Source organism: Arthrobacter sp. PAMC 25486, from assembly GCF_000785535.1.
In the GTDB taxonomy this organism is placed as follows: Bacteria; Actinomycetota; Actinomycetes; order Actinomycetales; family Micrococcaceae; genus Specibacter.
Genome location: NZ_CP007595.1, coordinates 23,368 through 41,366, shown reverse-complemented (window position 1 = coordinate 41,366; position 17,999 = coordinate 23,368). Strand labels below are relative to the sequence as shown.

Here is a 17,999-nt window from a genome sequence, read left to right as displayed (position 1 = left end):
ACGGTTGCTTCCATTGCGTGCAAATGGTGGACACAGAGTGGGGTCAGCCCGTAGCGCCAACGGTCCACGGGACAGGGATCACCAGTTTTGATTGATGCTGGATGCTTGGCAAGATGTCAGCATGATCCGTGCCGTAGTTTTCGACCTTGATGGAGTCATTCGCCACTTCCTTCCGGACCACGCGGCCGAAATTGAGCGTCGTCATGGTCTCGATATTGGTAGCCTCGACGCCACAGCATTCGCTCAGCCCCTTCTCACTGAAGTTACAACGGGCCGCATCTCACGAGCTGAATGGGTGCGCGAAATCGGTCGGGCACTGGCTGCCTACGCCGCAGCGGAAGAATGGGGCAAACTGACTCCTCGGCCTGATCCTGCCATTTTAGAACTAGCCGATGCACTACGGAGTCGTGGAACTACCGTGGCAATATTGACGAACGGCACAGACACAATCTCCGACGAAGTTGAAGCCCAGGGTGTCCGGCAACACGTCGACCATGTCTTCAATTCGGCAACCATCGGCCACATCAAACCAGATCAGCGCATATTCCAGCATGTTATTGACGCCTTAGGGATCGATGGGCCAGAGATCTTCTTCACTGATGATTCCTCATCCAAACTTAGCGGCGCCATTGACCTTGGCTTTGTCACGCATCATTTCAAAGGCGTTCAACGGCTTCGTGAGGCGTTGATCTGTACTGGAGTCCTATAGCGAACTGGAGTCCTATAGCGAACGTCTACTGGGACAGTTTTTTGGCGAACTTGTCTTTGAGCGGTTCACCGCGATTCGGAACGTACCATTCGTGGCAGTGTGATCGTGAGTTCTGCACTCGTGGCATCGGGAGCGCAGCGGCGGGAATGCCTCCTGCCTGCCCGTCGTGGGCGTGGGAGCATCCTTAGTGGACTCCCACGCCCACGTGTTCCAGACTTACGCCTGTGAGGGGCTATTTGTATTCCTGACTTATCGACTCGATGGGGTCTTGGTTCTCAGTGGTGGCATCGAGGGGATGCTTCATCTCGTCTCGTCGCATTGTCCCGGCGAGTACGGCGAGTACCGCGATCAATACCGGTGTTGTCCCTGCTACGGCGAAGATGACGGCTGCAGGTACCACCATTGCGATGGGACCGACCAGGGCAATCGAAAGTGGCATCAGCGCGATCGAGATGAAAAAGTCCAGGCTTGCGACGCGGCCAATCATGTTTACCGGAACCCGCTGTTGCAGAAGCGTGCCCCAGATGACCATTCCTGCCCCTGAGCTGAATCCGACAATGAACAGGGCAGCCGCCATCACCCAGAACGATGTAGTGATACCCAGGAATGCTAGTGGGATGGTCCCGGCACCCCAGCCCAGCACCATGACACTCAGGTAGCGGCGCGGCATTCGCAGGGAAGAAACAACCAGCGATCCAACCGCCCCTCCCATCCCGAACGCAGTGAGGACAAACCCAAAAACCTGCTCGCCATTGCCGAAGTTGTCTCGTGCAATGAAAGGAATGAGCACTTCTATCGGACCCATGATGATCAACGTCATGAGGCACGCAAAGATGAGTGTCCAGAGCAGCCATCTCGTTTTCGCTGTAAAGGAAATGCCTTCACGCAGATCGGCAAAGATACTTTGTGGCGCTGCGGCTCGATCTATTTCTTTGGGCCTTCTCGGGTCTGGACGTATGAAGACCACCAGGCTCAGTGCTATCGCATAGACCGCGGCGACGATCAGCGCGCCGTGCATCGGAAGGAACGCTCCCACGATCATTCCTCCGCTTGCCGGCCCGATTCCTTGCTGCATGGTTGGTCTTAGCGCGCCTTCCAAACCGTTGGCCGCCAAGAGTTCTTCTGTGGGCAAAATGATGGGCAGGAAGGCACTGTACGCCGGGTAGAAGAACGCGCTCCCAGCCCCGAGCATTGCTGAGGCAAGGGCCATGTGCCAAAGCTGGATACCGCCACTGAACGCCAAGAGGGTCACCATTGCCACGGCAGCCAAGTTCGTTGCCTGGACCGTGATGATGATGGTCCGTTTCGAGAAGCGGTCGGCGGTGACACCTCCGACCAGGGCGAACGCGAAGAGGCCACCGCTGAGGCAGGCCGCGACCATTGATAGTGCCGTGGGCGAATTATCGATCGAGAGTACCTGGAAAACCATGACAATGGTCCACATGCCGGTTCCGAAAAGTGACAATCCCACCGCTCCCAGTAGCAGGCGGTAGTCACGATGATGGAGCGGCGCCAAGGCCCGCCATTTTGATGCAGACACGGGTTTTTGATGTGGTGACGTATTCATGAGGCGCGCCCTTCGAAGGTTGAGCTTCCAGACCAGTCTTCTTTGGGGTTTGCCAAGTTGATGTGCTGCCAGCTTGCAAGGTCGCGAAGAAGTTGACGGTCGTGGGTCGCGACGATTACGGCGGCCTTCGTCGCGTGCAGCCCCTCGGTGAGTTCATCAACAAGCGAGATGGACAGGTGGTTGCTGGGTTCATCGAGCAACAGCACATGAGGCTTGGTTGCCAGTGCCATCGCAAGATCGAGACGGCGCTGTTGGCCCATGGATAGCTCCCGTACCGGACGATTGACATCGGCCGAGGATAGAATCCCGAGCGACTTGAGGGAAATCATTTCGCCTTCTTTGAGCGTTCCGGCGCTGGTCAAAGTGCCGAGGTGGGCGTTGAATGCGTCGCGGGCCCGCAGCGTCGTTGCGGTAGGTGACTCCTGTGACAGGTAGGCGATTCTTGCTCCACGGGCATGATGGATTTCTCCCGTGGAAGGTGCAAGGGTTCCGGCCAACACGCTAAGGAAGGTTGATTTTCCGGCACCGTTCGGCCCTGAGACCACAAACTTGCAGCCCGACTCAACGATGAGGGTCATAGCTGAGTGCATTCGCCCGTCGACTGCCACCCGCACCGCTTGGATCAGTGTGACACCAGGCCGCGCGGAAAGTTCTGGCATGCGAAATTCAAGCGGTGGCTCAGGAGCGGTGATTCTGTGATTTTCAAGGTCATCGCGCCGTCGGTGGACGGAACGAACAAGGCCTGGGGCGCGGGTTTGTCGCTGGTGTTTTCCTGTTCCCTTGGGTGGTCGCCATCCCGACACGAGGCGGTTCTGAGCCGTTGCCAGGTCTTGGATTAGCCGGGAATGTACGGCCTGTTGCTGCTCATGCTCATCGACCCACCGTTCACGTTCTGCTGCGCGTCCTTCCTGGTACCCCGAATACCCACCGCCGTAGAGGCGTGGAATCCCGTCTCGGCTCGGGTCAAGGTCAAGGATGTGGGTGGCAACATCTGTCAAGAGTGCCCGGTCGTGGCTCACGACGACGATTCCCCCTTGGCTGCCACGCAGCTGCTCGGTGAGATACTCCAGCCCCTGCTGATCGAGGTGGTTCGTCGGTTCGTCCAGAAGAAGGAAATCATGTTCAGCGCCCAATAGGCAGGCAAGCCTGACGCGATAGCGCTGACCCACAGATAGTTCAGACAGCAGTTGCTCCCTGTCGGTGACGGCTCCCAACGATTCGAGCGCGACGTCAACCCGGCGATCCGCGTCCCAGGCATCAAGCGTTTCGGCCGCATTCAGGGCTTCGGCAAATATCTTCTCCGCGCCTGGTGACTGTGCCGCTATAGCTTCTGCGCCAAGATCAAATGCGCGCAGCGCAGCACGGGAATCGGCCAATTGCTCGGTGATGAGATCCCCGACCGTGCGCCCGTCATCAGTGGGCATTTCTTGTTCGGCAATGCCGAGAGTGCCAATGCGTAGCACTGTGCCCGAGTCAGGTGTCAGTATCTCGGCAAGGACGTGAAGCAGGGTTGATTTTCCACGGCCGTTTTCGCCGACGATCCCCACTCGGGTTCCTGGTGTAATGGTGAGGTCAACGTTGGTCAGGACCTTACGCCCGCCACGAACAACATGAATAGTGGATGCTATGAGCTGCGCGCGGGCGCGTGCAGGCAAGGTAATTGTGATGGTCATTATTCCTCCGAAAGGGAGGCGCAACCGCTCGCTTAGAAAACACCCATTGTTAGAAGTAATGGGCGCCATGTGGAGCGGGAAATGCGCTCAAATCTGCTGGGACGCCACACATGACAGAAATGTCGGTGACGGATGGCATAAGAGCCAGGCCGCAGCCTCGGAAAACTCACAAGGAGCAGACTGGTGTTAGCCCCAGTAGACGAAGAATAAGTAACTCACAGTTCGAACTTTACCATGGCAAGTATTCAGAGGCGGGCTCTGTTTAGACTGTCGCTTGAAGCTGTCCCGCAAGGCGGTCCGGCTCCGGGCGTTTGGTTCGCCCAAAGCAATGGCGGCAGCGAGATCGTTGAGCTGTCCACAGGGGAACGCTCACTGGGGCAGGGCTAATTAAGGCCATTGTCCCTCCAGCATCCCTGCGAGCAGCAGAAAAACGGTGCTGTGTAGGACAAGGGACTACGCAGTGGCGGGAGAGGCCACCATGCGTACATCCCTATTTGCTACAAGCAGGGCGGTGTCATCCGGCAGCATCGTCAGTCCGAGCATTCCGCCCAGGCGACGTGCCACCTCAGCGATTGCCTCCGGCGAGTACGGCGACAGCTGCCCATCAGCATGAGGCAGAATCACCGCATCCAGGAGTCCGAGACCGCTGAGATTGTCCAAGGATGTTCCGTCCGTGTGGCCGTCGAGTGCAATCGCAGTATCAATGCTTTTCCGCATGATTACAGCGCCGGCGGTGGCTCCGACATAAGGCAGCCCTGCGCGGACCCGCTCGATCAGGACTTCGTCAGCGCCCGTGCTGCGCAGAACAGCCATCAGCCATACCACCGGCTACATAGACCGCGTCGACGGTATTGAGTGCGGTAGAAATATCAGCAGCAGTACCGTCTCCGATCGTCAGCGGGACGAGCGTGTATCCCAAACTTTGAAGCTGAAGACGTTCCCGCTCAACAAATGGAGCATCACCGAGCGGCTTGGCTGCGTCGTTGATATAAGCGATACGGATGTCCGAGAGGGAGTCTGATTTCAATGTGCTGAGGAAATCTGGAACAGCTCCGAGAAATCGGGACGGTAGGAGAAGCTTCATGTCATCACTGTGGGCGGAGCCACTGACAGGCTCTGCGCCAGATGGATCGTCGCACACGTGGGGATCATTTTCTAGGATCGCATTGAGACGACTTCAAAGTCCCGAAGGCCGGACGCCAAGCGAAGCGGGGACCAGGACGTCCATCGTCGCGATTCACGGTGCTCACCGCCTTCGTGTCGGAATCAATCAGTTTCGGGCGGTCACGGATTCCAGCAAACAGGTCGGCACCATGGCACGAGATCCCCACATTGACAGAGGTCACCCTCGGCGGTTCGGGGGTGACTGAGTCATACGGAGTGGGAGAATTGGGTGCAGCTCGGCATCGACGGGGATGCTCATCCCAACCCACCTCATGAAAGAAGTGTGCATGATCTCGTTGTCCGCCGCGGCCGGCATCGCTCTCATCGAGCTTGGTCTCGCCCTCACCCCCGGGCCGAACATGATGTACCTGGTCTCTCGCAGCATTAGCCAGGGATGGCGTGCCGGGATGATGTCGCTCTCCGGCACGGCAGTTGGCTTCGTCGTGTACATGGTGATGGCAACCCTCGGGCTAGCAGCGGTGTTCCTCGTTGTCCCGTGGCTGTTCATCGCACTGAAGGTCGCTGGTGCGGTCTACCTCCTCTGGCTCGCCTACAAGACGCTTCGCCCGGGAGGAAAGTCGCTGTTCGAGACCAGCGAGCTCCCGCGCGACTCGTTCGGCAAGCTCTTCCGCATGGGACTCCTGACAAATCTTCTCAACCCAAAGGTCGCGATCCTCTATCTCGCGCTCATCCCCCAGTTCATCGACCCCGCCGCCGGCAGCATCGTCGCGCAAGGCTTTCAGCTCGGCGCGATCCAGATCCTCGTCGGCGTCGCGGTCAATGGTGCGATTATTGTCGCCGCAGGCTCGGTCGCCACATTCCTGCAGCGTAAGCCGACGTGGATGCGGTGGCAGAAGTGGGTCACCGGCACGCTCCTCGGTGGGATCGGCGTAAAGCTCGCGATTGAGGCCCCCACCCCCGCTGTCGCCCCGTAGCGTCGAGGCCGCCGTTTCGCGCGCTGTGAGGCGCGTGCGTGCGTCCACTCCCTACCGGAACATCATGTATGGGGCCCTCGTCCCTGTAGTCGCAATGACATTTAGTGCCGAGAGAATGCCGCCATTTACAGTTGCGATTTACACGCAAGTGGCGCAAGGGGTCTGTCCGGATAGGAGTCCAGAGCTGTCCCGTAGGCCGGTCCCTCACCGGACAAATAGCCCTCTGACCTGCGCCTTCGACCTGGCAGGCCCTGGAGCGTCCCGTAAGACCTGCCCGGTGATCTGTCCGGTGAAGCGCGGCGGCCCCATACGGGGCAGAACTTCAGTCCCCCGCGGGCCCATTCACCTGGCTCCGACGAGCACCAGCCCGGCCTTGGCAAATGCCCGCCTGATCCCAAGTGACTGGGTTGTCCCGCTTGGCATCGCGAGCCGTGGTATTCATCGGCGATGACGCGCATCGCAGGAAATGAAGCAAACGGGGATTTCCAGAGTTTGAGATCCGGACATCGTCGAAGGCCGGCGTGCTCCGCTGGCGACAGACAGCTCGGGATCCGGCGCGCCTGTCCCCCGCGCCAGGCCTCCGCCGAACGTAGACTTGGCGCCCGTACTTTAAGGCCGCTTGCCCGTGAGGACTGGGATAAGCGCATCAATCACCGAGCGGTCCTCAATGGTTGAGGGCACCACATAGTCGTCGCCGTCGGCAATCTGCCGCATGGTCTTGCGCAGGATCTTCCCCGAACGGGTCTTCGGCAGGGCCTCCACCACCACGGCTGCCTTGAAGTCCGCCACCGGCCCGATCTCCCGGCGCACCAGCGCAATAAGTTCCTTCTCCAGCTCCGCAGCCGCCATCGAAACCCCGGCCTTGAGCACCACGTACCCCACAGCCTTCTGCCCCTTGAGCGCATCGGCAACCCCGATCACGGCGCACTCGGCGACGGCGGCATGCGTGCCCACCACCTGCTCGATGGCGCCCGTGGACAGCCGGTGGCCGGCAACGTTAATGACGTCGTCGGTGCGGCCCATGACAAACACGTAGCCACCCTCATCTACATAGCCCGAATCTCCCGTGGCATAAAAGCCGGGGAAGGCACCCAAATATGAATCCACAAAGCGCGCATCGTCCCGCCACAGCGTAGGCAGCGTCCCCGGCGGCAGCGGCAGGCCCAGCACAATGTTGCCCTCCTCCCCCGCCGGTACGGGAGCGCCCAACCCGTCAACAATGCGCAGGTCGTAACCCGGCATGGGCAGCGTGGGCGAGCCGGCCTTCAACGGCAGCAGTTCCATGCCGCGCGGATTGCCCACAATGGCCCACCCGGTCTCCGTCTGCCACCAATGGTCCACCACCGGCACACCAAGCACCCGCCCGGCCCAGTGGTACGTGTCGGTGTCCAGCCGCTCGCCCGCGGTGAACAGCGTTTGGAGGTGTCCGACGTCGTACTTCTTCAGCAGCGCTGCCTCCGGGTCCATCTTGCGGATGGCGCGCAGGGCGGTGGGCGCGGTGAACAGGGCCTTCACCCCGTGCTGCTCGATGACGCGCCAGAAGGCGCCGGCGTCGGGGGTGCCCACGGGCTTGCCCTCGTACATGACCGTAGTGGCGCCGGCCAACAGCGGCCCGTACACAATATAGGAATGCCCCACCACCCAACCCACATCCGACGCCGTCCACCACACGTCGCCCGCCCGGATGTCGTAGAGGTTCGCCATGCTCCACAGAAGTGCGACGGCGTGTCCCCCGTTATCGCGCACCACCCCCTTGGGCGTGCCGGTGGTTCCGGAGGTGTAGAGGACGTAGAGCGGGTCCGTCGCCTTCACCGGCACGGGCGCCGCGGGCTCGACAACGGCGATGGCGGCGTCCCAATCCGTGGCATTCCAGTCGAGGGACGCGGGGTCAGTGGCGAAGCCGTCGCGATGCTTGATGATGACGGGAAGCGTTTCCATCCCGGCCTTGGTCAGGGCCTCATGGACCGCGGGCAGGTACTCGATGGCGCGGTTAGGCTCCAGGCCTCCCGACGTCGTCACCACCACCTTGGGTGCGGCGTCCTTGAGCCGGGTGGCCAACTCGCTCGCGGCAAAGCCGCCGAACACGACGGAATGGATGGCCCCGAGCCGGGCTGCGGCCAGCATGGCGATGGCAGCCTCGGGGATCATGGGCAGGTAGATGACCACGCGGTCCCCCTTGCCCACACCCTGGGCGCGGAGCACGCCGGCGAATCTTGAGACGAGGTCCGTCAGTTCGCTGTAGCTGTACGTGCGCTGCTCACCGGTCATCGCGGAATCATGGATCAGGGCCGGCTGGTCCCCTCGGCCGGCGGCAACGTGGCGGTCAAGGGCGTTGAAGCAGGTGTTGAGCTCGCCGTCAGGGAACCAGCACCCGGCAGGCGACGGCTCGCCATTGGGTGCTTTGCCGTCAAATGCCCGCGTTGGCGGCACCGTCCAGTCCACCGCCTGCGCCGCCGCCAGCCAAAACCCTTCCGGGTCGCTGAGACTGCGTTGGTACTCTTCCCGGTAGTTCCTGTCCTGCAATCCGGTCTCCTGCAATGCCATGGCACCACTCCATCCGCGTTGATGTGATGTGAGCCATAATATCGTCTCCGAACGGACAAAAACAAGCACCAATGTATACACAGAAACGGATACGTTAAACAATCACAGCAAATTCATGCAAAAACATTGATCTTTGTATACAATGGAGAGGTAGTCTTCAATCAACGCGCCAAGCCAACACGGCGGAATGGGAGGAACCATGCGAGCCAGCGACCGTGCCTATGCAACGCTGCACAGCGACATCATCAACTGGCGCCTGACCCCCGGCACCATTCTGGGCGAGGTTGAACTCTCGGAACGCCTGGGAGTTTCCCGCACCCCCATCCGGGAGGCGCTGGCGAAACTGATGGCCGAGGGCCTGGCCGAACCGCAGAGCGGGCGCGGCATGGTTGTCAGCGAGATCTCCCTTGACCACCTGGATGAACTGTTCGAACTGCGCTCGGCCCTGGAGTGCCGGGCGGCAGAGCTGGCTGCCCGGCGCGGGGACCGCGAGGTCTTCCTGGAACTGCATCGCAAGCTCGCCAACGCGGGTGAGCTGATCACCGAAGCTGACCCCAGCCGCAGCGACTATTACCGGCTGGCAGGCGAGCTGGACAGCGCAGTGGATGCCGCCGTCGCAAATCACTACCTGAACCAGGCGCTGAAAAACCTGCGCGTCCACCTTGTACGGGTGCGGCGCCTGGGCAAGGACAACCCCGCCCGACTACGCGACGCGGCCCGGGAGCATGCCAGCATTGCCTTGGCTATCGCCAACGGCAACCCTGTCGTGGCCAACGCGGCCACCACTGTGCATCTGGACAACAGCCTGCGGCACCTGCTAAGCACCGCCCCCGAACTTTCCCCTGCACCACATAGCTGAACAAAATAACCGATCCACCAAGATTTGAACCCCCGGATTTGAACCCCTGTGAAAGGAACACCATGACCATCGATCACAACGTTCGCGTGTACAAGAGTGAAGAGAACCTGGCCCACGAGGACCAGCTGGCGTACAAGATCGCCAAGGTTGCCGCGGACCCCGTCGCCGTGACGGCTGAGGTCACCGACATGATCATCAACCGTGTCATCGACAACGCCTCCGTGGCCATCGCCTCCCTGAACCGCGGCCCCATTGTTGCGGCCCGCGCCCAGGCCCTAGCCCATGCACCCTCAACGGGCGGCTCCGGCGCGTCTGTCTTCGGCATCACGGAGAAGGTTTCCCCCGAGTGGGCTGCCTGGGCCAACGGCGTGGCCGTCCGCGAGCTTGATTACCACGACACATTCCTGGCGGCAGACTACTCCCACCCGGGCGACAACATCCCGCCGATCCTGGCAGTCGCCCAGCACACCGGCGCATCCGGCGCTGACCTGGTCCGCGGCCTGGCCACGGGCTACGAAATCCAGGTGGACCTGGTCAAGGCCATCTGCCTGCACGCGCACAAGATTGACCATGTGGCCCACCTCGGCCCCTCGGCCGCCGCCGGCATCGGCACCCTGTTGGGGCTTGAAGTGGAAACCATCTTCCAGGCCGTAGGCCAGGGCTTGCACACCACCACCGCCACCCGCCAGTCTCGCAAGGGCGAAATCTCCACCTGGAAGGCGCACGCACCTGCCTTCGCCGGCAAGATGGCCGTCGAGGCGGCAGACCGTGCCATGCGCGGACAGACCTCCCCCGTCCCGATCTACGAAGGCGAAGACGGCGTTATCGCCTGGCTGCTCGACGGCCCGGACGCGCAATACACCGTGCCGCTGCCGGCCGAGGGCGAAGCCAAGCGCGCCATCATGGACACCTACACCAAGGAGCACTCGGCCGAATACCAGGCACAGGCGTGGATCGACCTGGCCCGCAAGCTGCACGGCGAACACCCCGAAGCCACCGACCCGGCCAACGTGAAGTCCATCCTGATCAAGACCAGCCACCACACCCACTACGTGATCGGCTCCGGCGCCAACGATCCGCAGAAGTACGAGCCCACCGCGTCACGGGAAACCCTTGACCACTCCATCCCGTACATCTTCGCCGTGGCCCTGCAGGACGGTTCATGGCATCATGTGGACTCCTACTCCCCCGAGCGTGCCGGCCGCCCCGACACTGTGGAGCTGTGGCACAAGGTCACCACGGAAGAGGACACCGAGTGGACGCGCCGCTACCACTCCCTGGACATCGCCGAGAAGGCCTTTGGCGGTTCCGTGGAGATCACACTGAACGACGGCACGCTCATCACCGATGAAATCGCTGTGGCCGACGCCCACCCGCTGGGCGCCCGCCCCTTCGCCCGTGAGCAATACATCAACAAGTTCCGCACCCTGGCCACCGGCCTGGTCACGGAAGCTGAGATCAACCGCTTCATCGCGGCAGCAGAGAACCTTCCCAACCTGGCCGCAGGGGAACTGAACCAGCTGAACATCACGGCAGCTCCCGGCGTCGTCGATCTGGCAGCCGCACCCAAGGGCCTGTTTTAACATGCTGTACTCCAAGAAAACGCCCGAGCAGAAGCGCCGGGACCTGCGCGCCATGCTGGTCCCGGGCGCTGCCCGCCAATTCCCGGGCGCCTTCAACCCGCTCTCGGCCCGCCTCATTGAGGAAAAGAAGTTCGACGGCGTCTACATCTCAGGCGCCGTCCTCGCCAACGACCTGGGCCTGCCGGACATTGGCATGACCACGCTGACCGAGGTGGCCGCCCGCGGCGGGCAGATCGCGCGCATGACGGACCTGCCCTGCCTGATCGACGCCGACACCGGCTTTGGCGAGCCCATGAACGTGGCCCGCACCATCCAGGAACTGGAAAACGCGGGGCTGGCTGGTTGCCACATCGAGGACCAGTTCAACCCGAAGCGCTGCGGCCACCTGGACGGCAAGAACATGGTGGACCTGGACACGGCGGTCAAGCGCATTGCCGCAGCCGCCGACGCCCGGCGGGACCCGAACTTTTTGATCATGGCCCGCACCGACATCCGCGCCGTGGAAGGCCTGGATGCCGCCATCGACCGGGCCAAGGCGCTCGTCGACGCCGGCGCCGACGCGATCTTCCCGGAAGCGATGAAGAGCGTGGCGGAATTTGAGGCGGTATGCAAGGCCGTGGATGTCCCCGTTTTGGCGAATATGACGGAGTTTGGCAAGAGCGAGCTGTTCACCCGTGACCAGCTTGCCGCGGCCGGCGTGGCCATGATCATCTACCCCGTAACACTGCTGCGCAGCGCCATGGGTGCGGCCGAACGGGTCCTGGACGCGATCAGCGCGCACGGCACGCAGGAAACTGCTGTCCCGGAAATGCTGACGCGGGCCCGACTTTATGATCTGGTTGACTATGAGGCGTACAACCAATTCGATACGGGCATCTTCAACTTCCAGATCCCCAGCCTGGACATCGACGGCAACAACTCAAACCTCTAGGCCTGCAAAGAACACCAGAAGAAGGAGTGCACACTGTGAGCGAAGAAGAAGTACGCAAGGGCCTTGCCGGGGTCGTCGCCGACTACACCGCTATTTCCAAGGTCAACCCCGAGTCCAACTCGCTGCTGTACCGCGGTTATCCGGTGCAGGAATTGGCCGCCGGCAAGTCCTTTGAGGAAGTGGCACTCCTGTTGTGGACGGGCGAGCTGCCCACGGAGGAAGAGCTGACGCTCTTTGAGGCCTTTGAACGGGCCAACCGGGCACTGGACTCGCAGGTCAAGGCGGCCATTGACCTGCTGCCACTGGACTGCCACCCCATGGATGTGGCTCGCACAGCCGTCTCGGTCATGGGCGCGGTGCATGCCCTGGCGGAGGACTCCTCACCGGAAGCGGAGTTGGATAAAGCCCAGTCGCTCTTTGCGCACTTCCCGGCCGTGGTCGCCTACGACCAGCGCCGCCGGCGCGGCCAGCCGCTGGTGGAACCGCGCACGGACCTGGACTACTCCGCGAACTTCCTGTGGATGGCCTTTGGCGAGGAGGCGGCGCCCGAGGTGGTGGACGCCTTCCGCGTGTCCATGGTGCTGTACGCGGAGCACTCCTTCAACGCCTCCACGTTCACGGCCCGGGTCGTCACCTCAACACTGTCGGACCTGCATTCGGCCGTGACCGCTGCCATCGGCGCGTTGAAGGGCCCGTTGCACGGCGGTGCCAACGAGGCCGTCATGCACACCTTTGACGAGATCGGCATCCGTGCCGAGGAGTCCCGCGAGGAGGCCGCCACCCGCGCCAAGGCGTGGATGGAGGATGCCCTGGCCGCGAAGAAGAAGGTCATGGGTTTCGGCCACCGGGTCTACAAGAACGGCGATTCCCGCGTGCCCACCATGAAGGCTGCGCTGGAACGCATGATCACCCATTACGACCGCCCGGAAATGATGGGCCTGTACGACGGGCTGGAACAAGCCATGGCCGAGGCCAAGGCGATTAAGCCGAACCTCGATTACCCGGCCGGCCCCACGTACCACCTGATGGGCTTCGACACGGACATGTTCACGCCGCTGTTCATCGCCTCGCGCATCACCGGCTGGACCGCGCACATCATGGAACAGCGCGCCGCGAATGCGTTGATCCGCCCCCTGAGCGCCTACAACGGTGTTGACGAGCGCCACCTGAAGTAGTTCCTGGACACCTGGGTGGGCCCACGGCCGCGAGGGTCCCGCTGCGAGCTTGCGAGCAGCTGGGTGCGTCTGGGTGGGCCCACGGCCGCGAGGGTCCCGCTGCGAGCTTGCGAGCAGCTGGGAGCGGCTGGGGAACGACGGCGGGAGGTCACCTTTTGGAAAAAAGGGGACCTCCCGCCGTCGTACTTTTTGCACCCCACCCCCATCGATCCCTCACCAATTGGGCCTTTTCGTGATCGTTCCCTCACTTCCTGCGAAGTTGGCGGTACTGTGAAGAAACGTACCTGCAACCGCTACAAAGGAGCATCGTGGAAAAGTCATCCCTGACAGCACTGGCCCGGGAACTCCTGGCATCCGCCAAGACCAAAAGCAGCGGGCGCAGTGCCCGGACGGTTTATGGCGGGCACGAGCGGGTCCTGCGCCAGACAGTGGTGGCCCTGACGGCGGGATCCAGGCTGGACGAGCACGACAACCCCGGTGAGGCAACGGTGCAGGTGCTCAGCGGCAAGCTCGTATTGAAGGCCGGTGACGTCGCCTGGGAGGGCTCCCCCGGTGACCACCTGGTGGTGCCGCTGGCCCGCCACTCCGTCGATGCATTGGAGGACTCCACGTTCCTGTTGACGGTGGCGAAGCCCTAACTGCCCGTCTGGGGGCCAGGGGTCTAGCTGCCCTGGTCTTCCGTGGGGACCGGTCCGCGGGGTGGGGTGTGGGTGCTTGAGGCGACGGTTTCGTTGTCGTCGTTCAGGACCACGCGCCAATGCCCGCGTTCGCCGGCCAGGAAGGCGGGCAGCCAGTGGCTGGCGTCGGCCCACATCTGTGCGTGCGGCAGGCGGTTCACCGGGTACCATTGGGGCCGGATCTCATCGCTCTCAACGGCGTGGCCGGCGAATTTTCGGCACAGGAATACTGTGGTGAACATGTCCCATGCCGGCTGGGCCGGGAACACAAATTCCACCGTCCCCGCAGGGATCAGGTCCAGGGCTTCCACCGTGAGGCTGCTTTCCTCGGCAACCTCGCGGCAGATTGCCGCCACCACGCTCTCACCGCGCTCCACGTGACCGCCGATCCCCACCACTTTCCCCACGCCGAAACCTGTTTTCTTCAGGCCCAGCAGCACCTGGTTCTGACTGTTGTGGGTGCGGAGGAGGAAACACAGGGTGACGGAAGCGCTCATAAATCCAGCGTAGGGCATGGCGGCGACCCAGGCCGGTCGCCGCCGCCACGATCGTCGCTTCTAGCGCAGCAGGGCCGTAAACGCAGCAGCCCTCGCCGTGATGTCGGCCCAGTCCCCTGCCGCCACAACAGCCGGCGGGACCACAGCCGTGCCGCAGCAGACCGCGAGCGCGCCTGCGGCCAGGTAGTCGTTGGCATTGGCCGCGTCAATGCCGCCCGAGGGCAGCAGCTTCACACCCGGGTAGGGGCCCTGCAGGTCCTTGAGGTAGCCGGGCCCCAGTGCGCGGGCGGGAAAGATCTTTACGACGGCGGAGCCCAGGTCCAGCGCCATCGCCACCTCGCTGGGAGTCAGCGCGCCGAGCGCAAAGGGGATGCCGGCGTCGGCGGCCACCTTGGCCACCTCGGGACGGATGCCGGGGGTGACCAGGAATTGGGCGCCGGAGTCAATGGCGGCCTTGGCCTGTTCACGAGTCAGTACGGTGCCCACACCGACCACGGCACCGTGTTCGGCTGCCGTCTCGGCGGCGCGGGCCACGTGCTTGAGCAGATGGGGGGTGGTGTAGGTCAGCTCGACGCCGCTGATCCCGCCTGCCACGAGGGAGCGGCACAGCTCTGCCGCGTCGGCGATGGCGGGGGCACGGACCACGGCGATGGTGCGGTCTGCTTCAATCCGGGCGATGAATTCTGTGTTTTTCATGGGATGCTGCGGGTTCCTTCCTGGGTGTGGCGCAAGGCCCGTCCGGCAAGTGCGCCGGTGGGTTTGCCAGCCATGATGGCGGCAACGCCGTTGACAAAAACGTAGTGGATTCCCGCTGCTGCCTGGCGGGGGTTGGTAAAGGTGGCCGTGTCGGTGACGGTCAGCGGGTCAAAGAGGACGAGGTCGGCGGCATGGCCGGCCTTGACGTGGCCCCGGTTGCGGAGCTTCAGCCGTGTGGCCGGTCGACCGGTGAGGTGGTGGATGGTTTCTTCCAATGTCATCAGCCCCAGGTCACGGCAGTAGTGGCCAAGGTAGCGTGGGAAGGTGCCCCACGCCCGTGGGTGTGGCTTGCCGCCCACAAGGATGCCGTCACTGCCGCCGGTGTGGGCGCGGTGGACCATGATGGTCCGCACGTTTTCCTCGTGGCCCACATGTTGCAGGATTCCGGTGCCCAGCTTGTCGCGGCGCAGGATGTCAACAAACACGTCAAAGGGGTCTGTGCCGGTGTCAGCGGCGATGCCGGCTACTGTGTGGCCCACGAGCGGCTCAAGTTCTGGGTTGCCGACACCGGAGATCTCTATGCTGTCCCAGTCGGCCACCACCCCGTGGCAGCCGTCGGAGCCGTTGACTTCCAGCTCTTCCCGGATGCGCCCCAGCAGCTCAGGGTGGTGGAGCCTGTCAAGGGTGGTCCCGTTGCCGTCGGCGGAGGCCCAGCCGGGCAGGATCGCGGACAGGGTGGTGGCACCCGCCAGGTAAGGGTACGAGTCCAGGGTGAGGTCCACGCCGTCGTCCATTGCCTCATCCAGCAGGGCCAGCAGTTCCGGCGCACGGTCCTTGTTGGGGGCGAAGTTCATGGTGGCATGGGCCAGGTGCAGGGCGCAGCCGGTGTCGCGGGCCAGGTCGATCATCTCCGCGTACGCCTCCAGGGCGCCCTTCCCGTAGGAGCGGTGATGCGGGGCGTAGAAGCCGCCACATTCGGCAACCGTGGCGCACAACCGGGCGAGTTCCTCGGTGGTGGCGTACATGCCGGGCGTGTAGCTGAGTCCCGAGGACAGGCCCACGGCGCCCTCCGCCATGCCGGTGCGGACCAGCTGCTGCTGCGCGTTGATCTGGGCCTCTGTGGCCCCGCCGTCACCAAATCCGCAGACCAGGGCCCGGACGGTGCCTTGCGGGATAAGGTAGGCGGCATTGACGGCAATGCCGTCATCGAGCCGGTCCAGGTACTCCCCCACGGTGCGCCATGTGAAGTCGAAACCGTCCGGGTCCCCGTTCCAGCCGGCGATCTTCTCCCTGATCCCGGCCAGCGTTTCCTCATCCACCGGGGCATAGGACAGACCGTCCTGGCCCAGCAGCTCGGTGGTGACGCCCTGACTGAGCTTGGCGTAGTGACCAGGGTCCGCCAGGAGCGCCAGGTCCGAGTGGGCATGCATGTCGATGAAGCCCGGGCTCAGCACCAGCCCCGCCGCGTCGATGGTGCCCGGCTCCCCCGCGTGACTGCCGGGGGCGTCGATGCTGGCGATGGCGCCATTTTCAAGCACGACGTCGGCCGCGTATCGTGGTGCGCCCGTCCCGTCCACGACGGTGGCGTTGCTGATGGTGGTCCGCGCGGTGGAGGCGGCGGCTTCTGCGGTGTTGTCCGGCATGGGGTTAGAAGAACGTGTGGATGAGATCCACCAGGGCGTTGTCGTTGCCGGTGTCGGCCAGCACCGGGATGAGCGTCCACTTGTCAAAGGCGGTGCAAGGGTGGGACAGGCCCAGCCGGACCACGTCGCCCATGCCCACGGTGGTTTCCGGGGTGCAGCGCAGGTAGGCGTGCTGGTCGTTGACGGCGCTGATACTCGCCCCTTCCAGCACCTCCATGGGTCCGCCAAGTTCACGGCCCAGCAGTTGGGGTTCGGGCATTCCCTCGTCCACGGGCATGTCGCGCTTGCCGGCGTCGAGGATGGCCAGCCCCGGTTCGGGTACCGATACGACGCGGGCCCAGACATGCATGGCGGACACGAACGGCCGCTCCGTTTTCCCTGCGTGCGAACCGCGGGCGAAGGGGGAGATGCCCCGGTAGAAGCCGTCATCGTGCACCATGTAAGCGCCGCTGCGCAGGATCACATCAACACGGCGGCCACCATCCACCCGGTCCGATGCGCAGCCGGCGAGAACGTCCACGACGTCGTCAAAGTAGGCGCTGCCGCCCGCCGTGATGATCGTTTCGGCACCCTGTGCGTAGAGGTCTTCGGCGAGCAGTTGTTCGTGCAGTTCCTTGACGCCGGCGAGGTAGCCGCGCACTGTGGCGAGGGCTCCAGGCTCGGCGGAGTGGGCCAGGGATCCCTCATAGCCGCCCACGCCCACCAGTCGGTGGTGCGCGGAGGCACTAACAGCCCGGGCAATCTCCACGGCCTGCGCAACGGTGCGGGCTCCGGTTCGCCCACCCCCGCTGCCCAGCTCCACGATGACGTCCAGGACGGAGTCCCGCTTATCGGCGAGCGGCTTGTCGGCGAGCGTGGCTGCCTGCAGGGCAACCGTCTGCACAGAATCAACCCACGACACCACCTTGAAGTCGGGGCCTTGGCGCTCCGCCAGCCAGCTGACGGCTTGCGGATCGGTCAGGCTGTTGGCCAGCATGACCCGTCGCACCCCAAAGGCGTGGCCCACCCGCAGCTGGGACGCGTTGGCCAGGGTGATGCCCCAGGCCCCGTGCACGAGCTGCTCGCGCCACATTTGCGGGGCCATGGTGGTTTTGCCGTGGGGCGCCAGCAGCACGCCCTTCGCTTCACACCAGTCCGCCATCTGCGCAACATTTGAGGCCATGGCCTGCGCACTCAGCGTCAGCAAGGGGGTTTGCAGCTGCGCCAAGCCAACACCCGAGGCCACATAGCCGGCAGCCGTCTGGCCGTGGGCCGCAGCAGGGACGGCCTTGTAGCGCCACGACAGCTCCACTGCGTCAAGCCCGTCCACGAGCGTGGAGTCAATGCCGGGTGCTCCGCCGTCCATA

General features: G+C 63.3%; 16 protein-coding genes. 7 read left to right on the top strand and 9 right to left on the bottom strand.

Translation table 11 applies throughout. The features are described from left to right. Positions 1-121: 121 nt before the first annotated feature. On the top strand, positions 122-709 hold the full coding sequence (locus art_RS00175) for an HAD family phosphatase (RefSeq protein WP_038468004.1): 588 nt from the start codon (positions 122-124) through the stop codon (positions 707-709). Positions 710-941: 232 nt separating this feature from the next. Here the strand turns inward: art_RS00175 and art_RS00170 are convergent, their stop codons facing one another. The 4 genes from art_RS00170 to art_RS21950 all read right to left on the bottom strand — a co-directional run bounded on the left by art_RS00170 (position 942) and on the right by art_RS21950 (position 5,033). Then, positions 942-2,276, bottom strand: coding sequence for an MFS transporter (locus art_RS00170; protein WP_052135827.1), 1,335 nt, complete (start codon positions 2,274-2,276; stop codon positions 942-944). Further along, a complete protein-coding gene (locus art_RS00165; protein WP_038461679.1) occupies positions 2,273-3,949 on the bottom strand; it encodes an ABC-F family ATP-binding cassette domain-containing protein in 1,677 nt (558 codons plus the stop codon). The genes art_RS00170 and art_RS00165 overlap by 4 nt, the downstream gene beginning before the upstream one ends. A gap of 453 nt (positions 3,950-4,402) precedes the next feature. Continuing rightward, positions 4,403-4,762, bottom strand: coding sequence for a Type 1 glutamine amidotransferase-like domain-containing protein (locus art_RS20630; RefSeq protein WP_052135826.1), 360 nt, complete (start codon positions 4,760-4,762; stop codon positions 4,403-4,405). Next, on the bottom strand, positions 4,734-5,033 hold the full coding sequence (locus tag art_RS21950; RefSeq protein WP_157875061.1) for a Type 1 glutamine amidotransferase-like domain-containing protein: 300 nt from the start codon (positions 5,031-5,033) through the stop codon (positions 4,734-4,736). Before art_RS21950 ends, art_RS20630 begins: the two co-directional genes overlap by 29 nt. A gap of 367 nt (positions 5,034-5,400) precedes the next feature. Between art_RS21950 and art_RS00155 the strand changes: the two genes are divergently transcribed. Next, complete coding sequence (locus art_RS00155) at positions 5,401-6,048, top strand: LysE family translocator (RefSeq protein WP_038467998.1); 648 nt, start codon at positions 5,401-5,403, stop codon at positions 6,046-6,048. Between the two features lie 609 nt (positions 6,049-6,657). Here art_RS00155 and art_RS00150 read toward each other — a convergent pair. After that, entirely contained in the window at positions 6,658-8,592 is a 1,935-nt protein-coding gene (locus art_RS00150; RefSeq protein WP_038461676.1) for an AMP-binding protein, read from the bottom strand. A gap of 199 nt (positions 8,593-8,791) precedes the next feature. On the opposite strand from art_RS00150, the gene art_RS00145 reads away from it, so the two are divergent. The 5 genes from art_RS00145 to art_RS00125 all read left to right on the top strand — a co-directional run bounded on the left by art_RS00145 (position 8,792) and on the right by art_RS00125 (position 13,778). Continuing rightward, complete coding sequence (locus tag art_RS00145) at positions 8,792-9,451, top strand: GntR family transcriptional regulator (protein ID WP_038461674.1); 660 nt, start codon at positions 8,792-8,794, stop codon at positions 9,449-9,451. Positions 9,452-9,513: 62 nt separating this feature from the next. Beyond that, positions 9,514-11,034: an MmgE/PrpD family protein gene (locus art_RS00140; RefSeq protein ID WP_038461671.1), complete on the top strand. Its 1,521-nt coding sequence runs from the start codon at positions 9,514-9,516 to the stop codon at positions 11,032-11,034. Position 11,035: 1 nt separating this feature from the next. Beyond that, the gene (gene prpB, locus art_RS00135) at positions 11,036-11,965 is read left to right on the top strand and encodes a methylisocitrate lyase (protein WP_038461669.1); all 930 of its coding nucleotides are present in this window, start codon (positions 11,036-11,038) and stop codon (positions 11,963-11,965) included. Between the two features lie 35 nt (positions 11,966-12,000). Beyond that, the gene (locus tag art_RS00130; protein WP_038467995.1) at positions 12,001-13,140 is read left to right on the top strand and encodes a bifunctional 2-methylcitrate synthase/citrate synthase; all 1,140 of its coding nucleotides are present in this window, start codon (positions 12,001-12,003) and stop codon (positions 13,138-13,140) included. A 308-nt stretch (positions 13,141-13,448) separates the two neighbouring features. Next, positions 13,449-13,778: a cupin domain-containing protein gene (locus art_RS00125; RefSeq protein WP_038461666.1), complete on the top strand. Its 330-nt coding sequence runs from the start codon at positions 13,449-13,451 to the stop codon at positions 13,776-13,778. Between the two features lie 23 nt (positions 13,779-13,801). Here art_RS00125 and art_RS00120 read toward each other — a convergent pair whose 3' ends face one another. Genes art_RS00120 through art_RS00105 form a run of 4 tightly spaced genes read right to left on the bottom strand, consistent with a single transcriptional unit; the run spans position 13,802 to position 17,998 of the window. Continuing rightward, the gene (locus art_RS00120) at positions 13,802-14,314 is read right to left on the bottom strand and encodes an 8-oxo-dGTP diphosphatase (RefSeq protein ID WP_038461664.1); all 513 of its coding nucleotides are present in this window, start codon (positions 14,312-14,314) and stop codon (positions 13,802-13,804) included. Between the two features lie 60 nt (positions 14,315-14,374). After that, on the bottom strand, positions 14,375-15,010 hold the full coding sequence (locus tag art_RS00115; protein ID WP_038461662.1) for a bifunctional 4-hydroxy-2-oxoglutarate aldolase/2-dehydro-3-deoxy-phosphogluconate aldolase: 636 nt from the start codon (positions 15,008-15,010) through the stop codon (positions 14,375-14,377). Continuing rightward, positions 15,007-16,653: an amidohydrolase family protein gene (locus art_RS00110; RefSeq protein ID WP_052135825.1), complete on the bottom strand. Its 1,647-nt coding sequence runs from the start codon at positions 16,651-16,653 to the stop codon at positions 15,007-15,009. Before art_RS00110 ends, art_RS00115 begins: the two co-directional genes overlap by 4 nt. A gap of 4 nt (positions 16,654-16,657) precedes the next feature. Next, positions 16,658-17,998, bottom strand: a complete 1,341-nt coding sequence (locus art_RS00105) for an alanine racemase (RefSeq protein ID WP_038461661.1) — start codon at positions 17,996-17,998, stop codon at positions 16,658-16,660. Position 17,999 lies beyond the last annotated feature (1 nt).

Excerpts from the sequence above, each read along its gene's own strand:
- art_RS00140 (WP_038461671.1), top strand. The coding sequence starts at position 9,514 with ATGACCATCGATCACAACGTTCGCGTGTACAAGAGTGAAGAGAACCTG.
- art_RS00120 (WP_038461664.1), bottom strand. The coding sequence starts at position 14,314 with ATGAGCGCTTCCGTCACCCTGTGTTTCCTCCTCCGCACCCACAACAGT.
- prpB (WP_038461669.1), top strand. The coding sequence starts at position 11,036 with ATGCTGTACTCCAAGAAAACGCCCGAGCAGAAGCGCCGGGACCTGCGC.
- art_RS00150 (WP_038461676.1), bottom strand. The coding sequence starts at position 8,592 with ATGGCATTGCAGGAGACCGGATTGCAGGACAGGAACTACCGGGAAGAG.
- art_RS00105 (WP_038461661.1), bottom strand. The coding sequence starts at position 17,998 with ATGGACGGCGGAGCACCCGGCATTGACTCCACGCTCGTGGACGGGCTT.
- art_RS00175 (WP_038468004.1), top strand. The coding sequence starts at position 122 with ATGATCCGTGCCGTAGTTTTCGACCTTGATGGAGTCATTCGCCACTTC.
- art_RS00115 (WP_038461662.1), bottom strand. The coding sequence starts at position 15,010 with ATGAAAAACACAGAATTCATCGCCCGGATTGAAGCAGACCGCACCATC.
- art_RS00165 (WP_038461679.1), bottom strand. The coding sequence starts at position 3,949 with ATGACCATCACAATTACCTTGCCTGCACGCGCCCGCGCGCAGCTCATA.
- art_RS20630 (WP_052135826.1), bottom strand. The coding sequence starts at position 4,762 with ATGGCTGTTCTGCGCAGCACGGGCGCTGACGAAGTCCTGATCGAGCGG.
- art_RS00155 (WP_038467998.1), top strand. The coding sequence starts at position 5,401 with ATGATCTCGTTGTCCGCCGCGGCCGGCATCGCTCTCATCGAGCTTGGT.
- art_RS00170 (WP_052135827.1), bottom strand. The coding sequence starts at position 2,276 with ATGAATACGTCACCACATCAAAAACCCGTGTCTGCATCAAAATGGCGG.
- art_RS00145 (WP_038461674.1), top strand. The coding sequence starts at position 8,792 with ATGCGAGCCAGCGACCGTGCCTATGCAACGCTGCACAGCGACATCATC.
- art_RS21950 (WP_157875061.1), bottom strand. The coding sequence starts at position 5,033 with ATGAAGCTTCTCCTACCGTCCCGATTTCTCGGAGCTGTTCCAGATTTC.
- art_RS00110 (WP_052135825.1), bottom strand. The coding sequence starts at position 16,653 with ATGCCGGACAACACCGCAGAAGCCGCCGCCTCCACCGCGCGGACCACC.